Origin of the sequence: Shimia gijangensis (genome assembly GCF_900142085.1) — a bacterium.
In the GTDB taxonomy this organism is placed as follows: domain Bacteria; phylum Pseudomonadota; class Alphaproteobacteria; order Rhodobacterales; family Rhodobacteraceae; genus Shimia; species Shimia gijangensis.
This window is the reverse complement of the sequence record NZ_FQZQ01000002.1, coordinates 118064-132676: the sequence shown is the minus strand read 5'-3', so window position 1 is coordinate 132676 and position 14613 is coordinate 118064. Positions and strand designations below refer to the sequence as shown.

Below are 14613 nucleotides of genomic sequence, written 5' to 3'. Positions count from 1 at the left end.
GTAAAAGTGATGAGAAAAATGCAGAAAGTCCTTGAAGAGCGGCCAAGATAGACCAAACTTTAATACCAAGAGGCCATGGTTGTTTGGGGTCTCGTGCCCTCCGCAACCCAAAATCAGAAGGAGCACATGAGCAGTGCCTTCATTTTCAACGACTTTGGAACACGCAATCCATGCGGCATTGGCACAAGCCAATGAACGCCGACATGAATTCGCGACCCTGGAACATCTTCTTCTGGCTCTGCTCGAGGAACCTGATGCCGTGCGCGTGCTACGCGCCTGTAGTGTCGACTTAGACGTGCTGCGCGCGGAACTGGTGGGATTCATTGAAGACGATCTGTCAAACTTGGTGACTGACATCGAAGGGTCCGAGGCCGTTCCAACAGCTGCCTTCCAGCGGGTGATCCAACGCGCCGCAATCCATGTACAGTCGTCGGGTCGCAACGAGGTTACGGGCGCCAACGTTCTGGTGGCTATTTTCGCCGAGCGGGAATCCAATGCGGCCTATTTCCTGCAAGAGCAGGATATGACCCGCTATGACGCAGTTAACTATATCGCGCACGGTGTTGCCAAGGATCCCGCCTTTGGCGAGGCGCGTCCGGTATCTGGCGCAGAATTCGAAGACGAACAAACCGTCGATGCCACCGAAGCCGAAGCGAAGGAAACCGCGCTGGGTAAATACTGCGTCGACCTGAACGAAAAGGCGCGCAAGGGTGACATTGATCCGTTGATCGGGCGCGATTCCGAGGTTGAGCGCTGTATTCAAGTGCTATGCCGCCGACGTAAAAACAATCCGCTTTTGGTGGGCGACCCCGGTGTTGGTAAAACCGCCATCGCCGAAGGTCTCGCGCATCAAATCGTCAAGGGGGATACCCCCGAAGTTCTGGCCAATACCACGATCTTTTCTTTGGATATGGGCGCGCTTCTGGCCGGAACACGCTATCGCGGCGACTTTGAAGAGCGTCTGAAAGCCGTTGTCACCGAATTGGAAGAACATCCCGATGGCGTGCTGTTCATCGATGAAATCCACACGGTGATTGGCGCTGGCGCCACCTCGGGCGGTGCGATGGATGCGTCAAACCTGCTGAAACCTGCACTGCAAGGTGGCAAACTGCGCACCATGGGGTCAACCACCTACAAGGAATTCCGTCAGCACTTTGAAAAGGACCGCGCACTGTCACGCCGGTTCCAGAAGATCGACGTCAAAGAGCCGTCTGTCGAAGACACCATCAAGATCCTTAAAGGCCTGAAACCTTACTTCGAAGAACATCACAGCGTGAAATTCACGGCCGAGGCGATCAAGATCGCGGTCGAGCTGTCGGCGCGCTACATGAATGATCGCAAGCTGCCCGACAAAGCGATCGATGTGATAGATGAGGCTGGCGCAGCTCAGCATTTGGTTCCAATCTCGAAGCGCCGCAAAACCATCGGCGTGAAAGAGATCGAAGCCGTGGTGGCTAAGATTGCGCGGATTCCGCCGAAAAATGTCTCCAAAGGCGACGCGGAGGTTTTGAAAGACCTTGAACGTTCACTTAAGCGAGTGGTGTTTGGTCAGGATGATGCCATCGATGCGCTGTCCGGCGCGATCAAGCTGGCGCGGGCGGGCTTGCGAGAGCCCGAAAAGCCCATTGGCAACTATCTGTTTGCCGGACCAACCGGAGTCGGCAAGACCGAAGTCGCCAAACAGTTGGCAGACTCGCTTGGGGTTGAACTGCTGCGGTTCGACATGTCGGAATACATGGAGAAACACGCCGTTTCCCGCCTGATCGGTGCGCCTCCGGGCTATGTCGGGTTCGACCAAGGTGGACAGCTGACCGATGGTGTCGACCAGCATCCACACTGTGTGCTGTTGCTTGATGAAATGGAAAAGGCACACCCGGATGTCTACAACATCCTGTTGCAGGTGATGGACCACGGGTCTTTAACCGATCACAACGGTCGCACGGTAGATTTCCGTAACGTGATCCTGATCATGACCTCAAATGCCGGGGCCACAGAGCAGGCGAAATCTGCAATCGGATTTGGCCGCGACCGTCGTGAGGGAGAAGACACCGCCGCGATAGAACGCACTTTCACGCCAGAATTTCGCAACCGTCTCGATGCCGTGATTTCTTTCGCACCGCTGTCGAAAAAGGTCATCATGCGAGTGGTTGAAAAGTTCGTTTTGCAACTCGAAGCGCAGTTGATGGATCGAAATGTGACTATTGAACTGACCCCAAAGGCTGCTGCTTGGCTGGGAGATAAAGGATATGACGATAAAATGGGCGCTCGCCCTCTAGCCAGAGTCATTCAAGAACACATCAAAAAGCCTCTGGCTGAGGAGTTGCTGTTTGGCAAGCTCATCAAGGGCGGCGTCGTCAAAGTCGCGGTGAAGGATGGCGAACTTAAACTGGAACTCAGCGGTCCGGACAAACCGAGGATCACGGGCGACAAGCCACCGTTGCTTACAGCGGAATGATCCTTCGCATCTTAGGCCTGATTTTCGCGCTCGCAGCCTGTCCCGTTGCGAGCGCGCCAATTTTAGAACACCCCTTAGACTGTGTTTTGGGCGAAACCTGCTATATTCAGAACTATGTCGACGCGGACCCTTCGGCCGACTGGTTGGATTTTGCCTGTGGCAAACTTACCTACGAAGGCCACAAGGGTACCGATTTCACCCTGTATACTCTGAAAGACATGCAAAACGGCGTCAATGTTTTGGCTGCATCTGGTGGCATTGTGACAGGTGTCCGGGACGGGATGCCCGACGTCGCAATCACCAAGGACACTTTGGATTCGGTGAAAGGCCGCGAATGTGGCAACGGTGTTGCGATTGATCATGGGGAAGGTTGGGTCACCCAGTATTGCCACATGAAACTGGGCAGCATTGCCGTGCAAAAGGGGCAAAAGGTCAGAACCGGAGATCCCTTAGGGCGCGTAGGTCTCAGCGGTAAAACTCAGTTTCCGCACTTGCATATCTCGCTGCGTCACAAAGGTCAGGTGGTTGATCCCTTTACCCCAGCGGGCGCTGACGGAACCTGCAAAATCGTACCCGAAGACACTTTGTGGAAAAACCCACCCGCCTATGTTGCTGGTGGCATTCTACGATTGGGCTTCGACACCAAAGTCCCGGCCTTTGACGAGGTAAAATCAGGAGCGGCAGGAACTGTAACCTTGTCAAGTTCCGCTCCTGCCTTGGTACTTTATGTGCACGGCTTTGGCAGCCAGGCCGGAGATAAAATTCAGTTTACGATGTCCGGTCCAAATGGGTTTTCGCTTACCCATGAAACGGCGATCAGCAAACCCAAAGCTCTGTATATGCAGGCCGCGGGTAAAAAACGCCGAACCCCCACGTGGGCGGCAGGAGAGTATGTTGGGACTGTGACCATTGTACGGGATGACAAAATCTACGATCAAAGCCAGCTTAGCCTTACCGTAAATTGATGTCTTGACGGGGCCGCGTGGCTCGGAAACATTCAACAAATAACGACCACCTGGGTGCCCAAATGTCAGATTTCATTGCCAGCCTAGAAGCCATAGTAGGTGTCGACCATGTCTTGAGCGGAGATGCGGCACGTGAAAAATACGACCATGGATGGCTGCCGCAGTATAAAGGTCGCTCGCAAGCCGTCGTCCGCCCGGCCTCAACCGACGAAGTGTCGCGCATCCTGTCTCTGGCCAACACCGCAAAGGTCCCAGTGATCCCAATGGGCGGCAACACCGGTCTGACCGGTGCCACTATGGCAGTCCCGGATCTGAATGCGATCATTCTGACGGTTGAGCGCATGAATCGTATTCTTGAGATCAAACCTCAATCTCACGTCATCCGGGTTGAAGCCGGAGCCATTCTGGACGACATACGCGCCGCAGCCGAAGCTGAGGACTTGTGCTTTCCACTGGTTTTTGGCGCACGGGGCAGTTGCCGGATTGGCGGAAATCTGGCAACCAATGCCGGTGGATCGAACGTTTTAAAATATGGTAATACACGCGACCTTTGCCTCGGACTTGAGGTCGTTTTGGCGGACGGACGCGTCATGAACCTGATGAGCGAATTGCATAAAGACAACACAGGGTATGATCTGAAAAACCTATTCATCGGTGCCGAAGGCACGTTGGGCGTTATCACAGCAGCGGTGCTGAAACTGGTCCCACTACCGGTGGAATATGCCACAGCCATGATCGCCATGGATCACGTTGAAGATGCCCTTGGATTGCTGAACACTCTTGATCGGCTTAGTGGGGGCGCTGTTGAAGCCTTTGAGTTCATGCCCAAATCCTATTGCGATTTATTGCCCTCGGCCTTGCCAAATCTGCAACCGGTCTTTGATCCTGTGCCCGAAGTTACCATTCTGGTGGAACTTGGCGCGACATCCGAGCGCGATCGCCGGTTCCTGACCGAGATGTTGGAAAACGCCCTAATGGGCTTGATACAAGAAGGTCGAGTGACAGATGCGGTGGTGGCCCAAAATGAATCCCAGCGCGCTGAGATGTGGTTGCGGCGTGAGTCGACCTTTGAGGTCGCTGGACAAAAGGGCCGGACATTGGACACCGATGTCGCTTTGCCTTTGGAAAAGCTCCCCCTTTTCCTGTCGCGCGCCAATGCAGAAACCGCACAGGCTGCACCGGGGTCCGAGCCAATTTACATAGCCCATTTGGGGGATGGGAACGTGCATTACTCACTTTGGATGGACAATCATGACCCCGCTTCACACGACCGTATAGTCGAAGTCATCGAGGACATCGTTGACGATCTTGGCGGCAGCTTTAGTGCGGAACATGGCATTGGGCTGATGAAGCTGCCAACCATGGCGCGACGCAAAGACCCTGTGGCGCTTGAAGTTATGCGCGGGATAAAGCGCCAGCTTGATCCCAATGCCATTATGAACCCCGGTAAACTTTTACCAGACGAGACCTAGCGTTCAGTCAGTTTGATCTCAATACGGCGATTCTTGGCACGCGCTTCGGGTGTGTCGGCCGGGTCAAGCGGTTGGAACTCGCCGAAGCCGTTGGCCGAAAGTCGGCCTGGCGGGATGCCCAATGGGCCTGACATATAACGTACAACGGACAGGGCGCGCCCTTGGCTCAATTCCCAATTGTCGGAATATTTCCCCGCACTGAAAAACGCCTGATTGTCGGTGTGTCCGTCAACACGAATAATCCAGTCGATGCTGTCCGGAATATCGTTGGAAACACGTTTCAGGATATCGGCCACTTTGGCAATCTCGCCCTGACCTTGCGCGGAAAGATCGGCGCGACCTACGTCAAACAGTACCTCTGACGAAAACACAAACCGATCGCCGACAATGCGAACGCCGTCCTGATCGGCCAGCACCTCGCGCAAACGCCCAAAAAACTCGGACCGGAACTTCTGTAAATCTTTGGCCTCTGCCTCAAGTCGAATCCGCTCGGCCTCTTCGAGCTCGCGGCGCTTTCGTTCTTCTACGGCTGCTCGCGCCAAGGCGGTGTTCAAATCACTGCCAAGACTCTGAAGTTGCACCTGCGCAGCCGCATCGCGTTCCTTGGCATCATCCAATATCGCCTGCAAACCCGAAAGCTGAGTGCGCAAGGCCCCGACCTGTTGGTTGAGCAATGCCACTTCACGCAAGCTTTCCGCAGATTTTGCCTGCTCTTCGGACAGCGCCGTGTTGGCTGCCGCCAAAAGCGCCTCTCGTTCATCGGCCGCCGTGAGCGCCGTATCTGCATCTTGCTCGGCCGCAAGCTTGGCGGCCAAAGCAGCGGCAAGCGCTTCTCGAACTTGTTCGGCGTCTCCGATCTGGGCCTCGGCGGCAATGCGCGCCGCGATTGCCGCAGCCAGTTGCTCTTCCACTGCTTGAATGGTCGCCTGCAGGCGTTCTTTGTCATCCGTAATCTCGGCCAAGTCACCTTGCGCGCCCAGCAACATGGCCTGCGCCGCGTCCAATTCTGCTTGCGTGCTCTGCAAGGTAGTCTGGTTGCCAGCCAATTTCGTTTGCGTACCTTCCAGAGCTGTCCGAGCGGCTTCAAGCGCTGCGGCAGTTCGTGCCAAATCAGCTTGTGAAGCTTCGCCAGACAAAAGTGCCGCGGCCAGTTTCGCGGTCAAATCATCCCTTGCCGTTTCGGCTGCCGCCAACATGGTCAACGTATCTTCGGCGCGCTGACGTTGCTCTTCAAGCGCCAGTGTCATCGCCGTCAGTTCCGCATCCGCATCCTGAAGACGGGCGCGCAAAGCCTCGGCAGCAGCGGCTTCGGCAAGACGGGCCATCTCCTCATCCGACAGTTCATTTTCTAGATCGGTAACCCGGGTGTTCAACGCAGAATTTGCCGCATTCTGTTCGGCCGCTTGCAGGTTCAAGTCAGCGATCAGTGCCTCAAGCGCTTCGCGTTTGGCCGCAGAAAGCCGCGCCACTTCACTTTGAGCGTCAATCTCTCCGCGTGCGGTTGCCAGTGCCAGATTGAGCGCCTCTTGTTGACTCAACAACTCTTCGCGGACGGCTTCCAACCCGGTGATCGCGTTCAAAGCCCTTGATTTTTCAGACAACAAAGTCGCGACTTGCGCCTCAAAACTGGTGATCCTTGTGCGTGCGGCGGCCAAGTCACCTTCGCGCGTGGCCAAGTCCGAAGTTAGTGTTGCAATGATAGCCGACTGGCGTTCAGCCTCGGCATGCTCATCGTCCAACGTGGCACGCAGCCCGCCCACTTGGGTCTCCAGATTTGCTGTTTTGTCCTGTTCGAGCCCAAGAGCCTGCGCTAATGCAGCCACCTCAGACGACAGCGTATCCAGCTCGCTTTCCTGTCCGGTGATGGTTTCGCGCAGGACGAATTGCACCACCATAAAAATGGTCAAAACGAACATCAGCACCAACAAAAGACCCGTCATCGCGTCCACGAAACCAGGCCAGATCGATGCCTGAAACCTTTGGCCTGTGCGCCGTGACAGGGCCATGGGTCAGCCCTCCCCGCCCATGTCCGCGGGATTGGTCGAGGGGGCAGACAATTGACGCAATTGCTTGGTCAATGCGGCAAGGTCCGTGCGCAATTCAGCCATACTTTCCTGACGGCCTGCGGAAATTTCTTCCAGAATGCGCAGCATTTGGACGTCGATGGACCGCAGACGCATTCGGCTTTCCGCGTCGATACCGCCTTCGCTTTCCTGACGCATTTCCAGCGCATGGATCAACCGCTCTTGCCCTTCCGCCACCCGCAACAAGGCTTGGGTTGTCGGGGCTTGGGCTTCCATACGATCGGTCATGGTTTCAAGCGCGTCAGCAAGCCGACCTAGCTTGTCGTCCACTACCGCCCGGCTGTCGGCATTCTGAACGAACATCGTATGCAAGGCTTCCATCTGCTGGGTCATATGATCCAGCACATTGGCAATGGCGGATTGCTCGATCCCGACGTCGCTGTCTCCGGACGAAAAACTGACCCGTGTGATGGTGCTGAGCCATTCTTCCAGTTCGCGGTAGAACCGGTTTTGGCCATGACCAGCGAACAGCTCAAGCAGGCCGACAATCAATGATCCGGCCAAACCCAAAAGTGACGACGCAAACGCTACGCCCATGCCGCCTAACTGGGCCTCAAGCCCAGTCATCAACCGCGTAAAGACGTCGATCCCGCCTTCGCCTTCCTGGGGGGCAAGGCTGCGGATGGTGTCAATAAGCGCGGGAACAGTGGTGGCGAGGCCATAGAATGTTCCCAAAAGTCCCAGAAAAATCAACAAGTTGACAAGGTATCGAGTGATTTCACGTCCCTCATCGATACGGGTTGCCACTGAATCCAAAATGGATCGTGTCGAAGTTGTACCAATTTGGCTACGTGCAGCGCGCGACCCCAACAGCGCAGCCAAGGGCGCCAGCAGAGAGGGGGCAGTCGACATGTCGATGCCGTCGCGTTCCATCGCGAAATTTTCGATCCATTTCACTGATGAAATTAGAGAGAACACCTGTCCAAAACAGGCCAGAACACCAATCAGGAAAACGAAAACAATAAACCCATTCAAATACGGGTTTGCCTGAAACACCGGCAGCACGCTGGGCAGGGCGAAATAGCACAGCACCCCGGTCAGCCCCAACACGATCAGCATCAGCAGAATCTGGCGGACCGGGTGAGAGAAATACGGCTCGACTTTGCGGTCTGGCTCGTCCATCTGGACAGCTCCTGACACATTGTTTTTTCTGTGCTTACCCTACTGGGTCATATCGCATGTGCCAAGGCCCTATGACCGCACAGAACGAGCGCTTTGGGAAACAGGCCTTCAGCCAGTTGTCAGCGCCTTAACCCGCGCCGAAAGCCAATCAAGGTCATCATCCTCAATTCCCAACTCCCACAGGTGTGACGCTGTGTTGTGCAGATAGTCTGTGTTGGGCCCTCGCCCGCCGACGGCAGTGGCAATAATCCGGGCCTGTTCTTCCAGATCAAGATGGCAATATTGCACGTGCTGCGGATCGATCACATAGGTCACCGCCTCGACCCGGCGGCCATCAGCAAGATCAATATCCAGCATTTTTTCGAGGTAGGCGGAAGAAATCAATTCGCGTTCCCGCAAATAATCCAGCGTTTTCGCCTCGTGGCCCTCTTCGACCAACAACGCCACGCCCTGACAATGGGCATCGCTTTGGGCGTCCAGCGCTAACACCAGTCCAGGGTCGTTCTCTGTCCCGCGATGATGGATCGAGCGCATACAAAAGCTGCGATGCCAACCGGGCAAAGTCGCCACGCTTTGTTCACGATACTCAAAGCCCGGATTCCACAGCAGCGAGCCGTAGCCAAATACCCACATTGTCATGTCTCTGGTCCTTGCGGTTTTGCGCCGTTAAACACCAATCACGACTTAGGGAAAAGGGCCCAGCCGATGAAACGTCTTCTTATTGTCATTCTGGTCGCTGCCTTTGGCTGGTCGGCCTATTGGTTCGTCGGGGCAACGGGTGCAAAGTCCGGGTTTGTGGCATGGTTTGACGCTCGCCAATCCGAAGGCTGGCAGGCTGAAGTTTCCGATATTTCCGTAAACGGCTTTCCCAATCGGTTTGACACCACATTCTCAGACCTGGCACTGGCCGATCCGGAAACGGGCGTGGCCTGGCAATCCCCGTTCTTTCAGCTATTTGCGCTCAGCTACAAACCCAACCACGTAATTGCGGTTTGGCCCCACGAACAAACCCTCGCCTTTCCCGATCAGACTTTGCAGATCGCCAGCAGCGATATGAAGGCGTCATTGGTTTTGGGCGCAGATACATCCTTGCCGTTAGAGCGTGCAAACCTCGCAATCGAAAAGCTGGCTGTTCAGTCTACGATAGATTGGCAATTGGCGGCAGACACGCTGCGGCTGGCTCTGCACAAACAACCCGAAGAAAAAAACATCTATCGTCTTGCCTTGGTTGCCGAAGGTTTCGCGCCGCCCATTTCTTACAATTTGCTGTCAGGACAATCTTTACCCCAAACCCTCAAAACCGTTCAGGCGGACCTGCTGGTAGGGTTCGATGCCTCCTGGGACCGCCATGCGCTGGAAGATGCGCGCCCTCAGCCAACTTCCGTCGAGATCACCAATGCACAAATCGCCTGGGGCAATCTTGATCTGCAGGCCACGGGCCATGTGAGCGTCGACAACACAGGATATCCCACCGGGGAAATCACTATACGAGCCACCAATTGGCGCGAGATTATCTCGGTGGCCCGTAGTTCGGATCAAATACCAGCAAGTGTGCTTGATGCGATTGAACAGGGTTTGGAATTGCTGGCCGGTATTTCGGGCAACCCCAGAACCCTCGATATTCCGCTCAATTTCAAAAGTGGTACAATCCGGATTGGCCCAATCCCCATCGCACCCGCACCTCGCCTGGTTTTACGCTAGCGGCAGTAAGAACCGCCGCGATGTTTGGCGACATCAAAGTGGAAATGATCTTTGTGATAGCGATCAGCCTTGGGGCCGAGAACTGTTCCAAACGGTCCGCAGGCTTCTTTGTGCATCTTTTTGAGGATGCGCCCCTTTTTTCCGCGGCTCCAGTCATTCAGGACCGAGATGGTGTTGCCATTTTTGAGTTCAAAGCCAGAGATATCGATGGCGCGCCCCTTGCCGTGCTCCGAAATCTTGGCACCGGGACGTGAATTGCGGGTCCGGCAAGAATAGCCTGCCGCCACTTTCAGCTCAACAACGCCACCACCATACCGACCAACGGATTTATCCATCCCGCCTTCGACCCATTTTTTCAAAGCTTTGGCGGTGTCGCATTCCATCACCACAGGCTGACTTAGTGTGACCCCCGACACAGAATAGAGTTTGATGGCGCCTTTTTTGATCCCGCAACCGTTCAGCTTTCCCGGAACCTTACCGACTTTGGCCCCCTTAAGCTTGCGGTCTTTGCAGACTTTGCCGATGCCTGAGTCTTTGGTGCCTTTGCGCCGGGCTGAAACGATGGGTTCAGCGTCTCGCGCGGGAGCCACAGCAGAGCGCGCTGAATTCATCTGGGGTTGGGCTGCGGGTTTAGGCGCCGTTTGTTTTGGCGTTGCGACGACCGCAGTGGTAGCGGCGCCGGCCATTTGCGCCCGACGCTGCACAGCATAAGAGCGTTTCTTGGGGCGTAACGATCTTTCAGGGGCGAGGCTGGGCAGTGCTGCGGGAAATACATCTTCGCGCGCGACGGGTCGCCGTGAAGACGCTGGCGCGTTGGCCTGCGCAACAGAGGTCAGCAGCAAAACTACAATACCAGCCCAGCGGATCACGGCTTCTTCGCACCGCGCCCAAAATCTGGCGCGTCGGTGTCCTGTCCGGCCTCAATGATACCGCGACGGATTGCACGTGTGTGGGTGAAGTAGTCAAACAAGTGATCGCCATCACCAGTCCGAATGGCGCGCTGCAGGGCAAACAATTCTTCGGTAAACCGCCCAAGAATTTCCAACGTGGCCTCTTTGTTATTCAAGAACACGTCTCGCCACATCGTCGGGTCAGAGGCCGCGATACGGGTAAAGTCGCGAAATCCCGCAGCCGAGTATTTGATAACTTCACTGTCAGTCACCCGGCGCAGATCATCGGCGACGCCAACCATCGTATAGGCAATCAGGTGAGGCGCATGTGATGTAACAGCCAACACCAGATCATGGTGATCGGCATCCATCTGGTCGACATTGGCCCCCATGCCCTCCCAAAGAGAGCGCAACCGCGCCACCGCTTCAGCATCTGTGTCGTCATCCGCCGGAACCACAATACACCAACGGTTGTCATAAAGTTCGGCAAACCCGGATTGCGGCCCCGAATGCTCAGTCCCTGCCAGTGGGTGCGCAGGTACAAAATGCACAGCCTCAGGCAAATGCGGTGCAACGGCATCAATCACTGCGCGTTTGACCGAGCCCACGTCAGATACGGTTGCACCGGGCTTCAAGACCGGTGAGATCTCTTGCGCCACACCGCCCATTGCGCCGACCGGCACGCAGAGAACCACCAGATCAGCGCCTTCAGCAGCCTCGGCGGCACTTTCGCAAACCCGATCACAAAGGCCGATTTTGCGCGCGGTGTCGCGGGTCTCCTGCGACCGAGCATAACCCGTAACTTCCCCTGCCAGACCAGCCCGTTTGATCGCCCAGAACATGGACGACGCGATCAGGCCCAGCCCAATCAGTGCAACGCGCCCGTAGACAGGTTTTGTCATCGTGCACCACCTTTAAACTGTCCGACGGCATGGGCCACCCGGCGACAGCTTGCCTCGTCGCCCACAGTAATCCGCAGACAATTGGGTAGACCGTATCCGGTTACACGCCGAACCAGCAGCCCTTGAGATTTTAGGTAATCATCGCAGGCCTCCGCTTCGGCCTGATCCACAAAGCGCGCCAGAATGAAGTTCGCACAAGACGTATCCGATGGCACACCCAATTCAGCCAAAGCTTCGGCCAACCAGGCGCGCATTCGTGCGTTGTCAGCGCGGCATTTCGCAACAAATGCCTGATCGCGCATGGCCGCTTCTGCTACGGAAAGCTGAACAGTCGATAAATTGAACGGCTGACGCACTCGGTTGAGCACATCAATCATCGCTTGCGGGCCATAGCCCCAGCCGATGCGCAAACCGCCCAATCCGTATATTTTTGAGAAAGTCCGGGTCATGACCACATTGTCACGGGATTCAATCAGTGACGCGCCGCCGTCAAAGCCATCCACAAACTCAGCATAAGCCCCATCCTGCACCAAAATGCACCCATCCGGCAGACTGTCAGCAAGGCGAGCCATTTCATTACCTCCCACCATCGTCCCTGTCGGGTTCGCCGGATTGGCGATAAAGACGATTTTGGTCTTCTTTGTGCAGGCAGCCAAAATAGCATCTACATCCACAACCCGCTCGCGCTCGGCCACTTTGACGGGTTTTGCGCCCACCATTCTGGCGAGGATCGGATACATGGAGAACCCATGTTCGGTATAGACAACCTCATCGCCCACACCGGCGTAACACTGCGTGATGAACTGTAGGATTTCATCAGAACCCGCACCACAGATGATCCGGCTCGCATCTAGCCCATGCACTTCACCAATCACTACGCGCAAGTCACTGTGATCGGTGCTTGGATAGCGATGCAAGTTGTGCCCCGATTTGGCATGCACTGCTTTGGCAGCATCCGAACAGCCATAGGGGTTTTCGTTGGACGACAGTTTAACAACGTCCGACACGCCTTCGACTGTGGCTTTGCCACCGACATAAAGCTCAATATCCATGATCCCAGGTTGTGGGGTAATGCGAGACATACTAAAAACTCCTGCTTCGCTTGGGTTCTAGCGTCGCGCCCCTTGCTTTGAAAGATTGTAAAATCGTCAGAGGAGCGATTTGCGCTTTTGGGGTCACGCCTTTTCGCACAGTTCGCAGGCAATGGGCTTGGAAACCCAGCCGTTAAGGCCAGTATATCGCAACCATTACGCACACAACACTTGCTGCCGCTTCAAAGATGCACGTAACCTGAAATTGACGCAGCGGCACCGGGGGAGGTGACCGCCACCTTGCCACAAAGTTTCCGGAGCTGTTTTTATGACAAGAAGTTTAATCCGAGGGTTCTTCGCCTGTTGCTGCCTGACATTGATCGCCGCCTGCGCGACACCACCATCTGAAACAGCGGGCATTTATGCCGCTCAGACCGACGGTGACATTACTCTACCGGAAGTACCCGCCAGCTTTCTCGAAGCCCCCAACCGACGCGCAGATGTCGTGTATGTCGGCGAAGAGGCCCCCGGCACCATCGTTGTCGATCCATTTGCCAAATTTCTCTACCTAGTCGAGGAAGGCGGCAAGGCCACGCGATATCCGGTCGCCGTAGGGCGCGAGGGGCGCGGTTTTCGTGGGAACGCAACGATCCGGCGCAAAGAACAGTGGCCCGGTTGGACACCCACTAAGAACATGCTGCGCAGTGAACCCGAGGTTTACGGCCCATTTGCGGGTGGCATTCCAGGTGGCGTCGCCAGCCCGTTGGGCGCACGGGCGTTGTACCTTTATCGCGGCGGCAAAGACACAAGGTACCGCATCCACGGCACGAATGACATGGAGTCCATTGGCAATGCCAATTCAGCGGGATGTATCCGGATGTTTAATCAGGACGTGATCCATTTGGCCGACCAGATAGAGTTGGGCACAAATGTTGTTGTGCGAACCTATGACGAATCCGTTGCGATGGAAGGCGAAGAATTGGCGAACCGCGGAGTCGAGATGCCACCCAAAATCGTGGACCCCGAGGCTATCTATGCCGCAGTTGAAGCGGAAGAAAAGCGCAAATCCGAAAGCGAATAGCACCACCAAAGAAAAAACCCGCAGCGCGGCGGCTGCGGGTTTTCTGCAATTTTCAAGATCGGCGAAGATTTAGTTCTTCGCGTAGAATTCAACCACCAGGTTGGGCTCCATCAAGACCGGGTATGGCACATCGCCCAGGTTCGGGGTGCGCACGAAAGTGGCGGTCATTTTTGAGTGGTCAACGTCCATGTAATCCGGAACGTCACGCTCTGGCAGAGCGGCAGCTTCCAGAACAACTGCCAGCTGCTTAGAGCGGTCACGAACTTCAATAACGTCGCCTTCTTTGACGCGGTACGATGGAATGTTCACTTTCTTGCCGTTCACTTTGACGTGGCCGTGGTTCACGAACTGACGTGCAGCGAAGACTGTGGCAACAAATTTGGCACGATACACAACGGCGTCCAAACGACGCTCGAGCAGACCAATCAGGTTTTCACCGGTGTCGCCTTTAACACGCTCGGCTTCGCCATAGATGCGACGGAATTGTTTCTCGGTCAGGTCGCCGTAGTAACCTTTCAGCTTTTGCTTGGCGCGCAGCTGAATACCAAAGTCAGACAATTTGCCCTTGCGGCGCTGACCGTGCTGGCCGGGGCCATATTCACGACGGTTGACTGGGGATTTGGGGCGACCCCAAATGTTTTCGCCCATGCGGCGATCAATTTTATACTTGGCAGACGTACGCTTAGTCACGGCTGATATCCTTCTTTAGGTCGACGCTCAAACCGTGGCGGAATGGGCGACTATGAAGGGCGTTGTCCTCTTGTCTTGCGACATGACAGGAATCCTCTTGCGAGGGCCACCAACACCAATGAAGCCGCGCGTATATAGGAGTACGTCAGGGAGTCAAGTGAATAGCGAGCGAGTTTAGGGCAATGGAGTGCTCCACGGTACAAAGGTTGCTTTCTCTACG

At 55.6% G+C, this 14613-nt stretch carries 12 protein-coding genes; 5 read left to right on the top strand and 7 right to left on the bottom strand.

Features of this window, described 5'->3' with window-relative positions:
- Positions 1-133 precede the first annotated feature (133 nt).
- The 3 genes from clpA to BUC32_RS02100 all read left to right on the top strand — a co-directional run bounded on the left by clpA (position 134) and on the right by BUC32_RS02100 (position 4892).
- On the top strand, positions 134-2455 hold the full coding sequence (gene clpA / locus BUC32_RS02110; RefSeq protein WP_073248920.1) for an ATP-dependent Clp protease ATP-binding subunit ClpA: 2322 nt from the start codon (positions 134-136) through the stop codon (positions 2453-2455).
- Positions 2456-2541: 86 nt separating this feature from the next.
- Positions 2542-3420, top strand: coding sequence for a M23 family metallopeptidase (locus tag BUC32_RS02105; protein ID WP_245815122.1), 879 nt, complete (start codon positions 2542-2544; stop codon positions 3418-3420).
- Positions 3421-3482: 62 nt separating this feature from the next.
- Positions 3483-4892, top strand: coding sequence for an FAD-binding oxidoreductase (locus BUC32_RS02100; RefSeq protein ID WP_073248916.1), 1410 nt, complete (start codon positions 3483-3485; stop codon positions 4890-4892).
- Here BUC32_RS02100 and BUC32_RS02095 read toward each other — a convergent pair.
- The 3 genes from BUC32_RS02095 to BUC32_RS02085 all read right to left on the bottom strand — a co-directional run bounded on the left by BUC32_RS02095 (position 4889) and on the right by BUC32_RS02085 (position 8737).
- Entirely contained in the window at positions 4889-6898 is a 2010-nt protein-coding gene (locus tag BUC32_RS02095; RefSeq protein WP_073248914.1) for a peptidoglycan -binding protein, read from the bottom strand. The genes BUC32_RS02100 and BUC32_RS02095 overlap by 4 nt on opposite strands.
- A gap of 3 nt (positions 6899-6901) precedes the next feature.
- The gene (locus BUC32_RS02090) at positions 6902-8098 is read right to left on the bottom strand and encodes a biopolymer transporter ExbB (RefSeq protein WP_073248912.1); all 1197 of its coding nucleotides are present in this window, start codon (positions 8096-8098) and stop codon (positions 6902-6904) included.
- Between the two features lie 108 nt (positions 8099-8206).
- Positions 8207-8737: a gamma-glutamylcyclotransferase gene (locus BUC32_RS02085; protein ID WP_073248910.1), complete on the bottom strand. Its 531-nt coding sequence runs from the start codon at positions 8735-8737 to the stop codon at positions 8207-8209.
- A 66-nt stretch (positions 8738-8803) separates the two neighbouring features.
- Here BUC32_RS02085 and BUC32_RS02080 point away from each other — a divergent pair, with 66 nt between their 5' ends.
- Positions 8804-9799, top strand: a complete 996-nt coding sequence (locus BUC32_RS02080) for a DUF2125 domain-containing protein (protein WP_073248908.1) — start codon at positions 8804-8806, stop codon at positions 9797-9799.
- Here the strand turns inward: BUC32_RS02080 and BUC32_RS02075 are convergent.
- Genes BUC32_RS02075 through hisC form a run of 3 tightly spaced genes read right to left on the bottom strand, consistent with a single transcriptional unit; the run spans position 9796 to position 12673 of the window.
- Positions 9796-10668 carry an extensin-like domain-containing protein gene (locus BUC32_RS02075; protein WP_245815121.1) on the bottom strand — a complete coding sequence of 291 codons (873 nt, stop codon included), beginning with the start codon at positions 10666-10668 and terminating at the stop codon, positions 9796-9798. The genes BUC32_RS02080 and BUC32_RS02075 overlap by 4 nt on opposite strands.
- Positions 10665-11591, bottom strand: a complete 927-nt coding sequence (locus BUC32_RS02070; RefSeq protein WP_073248906.1) for a prephenate/arogenate dehydrogenase family protein — start codon at positions 11589-11591, stop codon at positions 10665-10667. Before BUC32_RS02070 ends, BUC32_RS02075 begins: the two co-directional genes overlap by 4 nt.
- The gene (gene hisC, locus BUC32_RS02065) at positions 11588-12673 is read right to left on the bottom strand and encodes a histidinol-phosphate transaminase (RefSeq protein WP_073248904.1); all 1086 of its coding nucleotides are present in this window, start codon (positions 12671-12673) and stop codon (positions 11588-11590) included. Before hisC ends, BUC32_RS02070 begins: the two co-directional genes overlap by 4 nt.
- 277 nt (positions 12674-12950) lie before the next feature.
- Here hisC and BUC32_RS02060 point away from each other — a divergent pair, with 277 nt between their 5' ends.
- On the top strand, positions 12951-13703 hold the full coding sequence (locus BUC32_RS02060) for a L,D-transpeptidase (protein ID WP_083599208.1): 753 nt from the start codon (positions 12951-12953) through the stop codon (positions 13701-13703).
- Positions 13704-13772: 69 nt separating this feature from the next.
- Here the strand turns inward: BUC32_RS02060 and rpsD are convergent, their stop codons facing one another.
- On the bottom strand, positions 13773-14393 hold the full coding sequence (rpsD, locus tag BUC32_RS02055) for a 30S ribosomal protein S4 (RefSeq protein ID WP_073248902.1): 621 nt from the start codon (positions 14391-14393) through the stop codon (positions 13773-13775).
- Between the last annotated feature and the right edge of the window lie 220 nt (positions 14394-14613).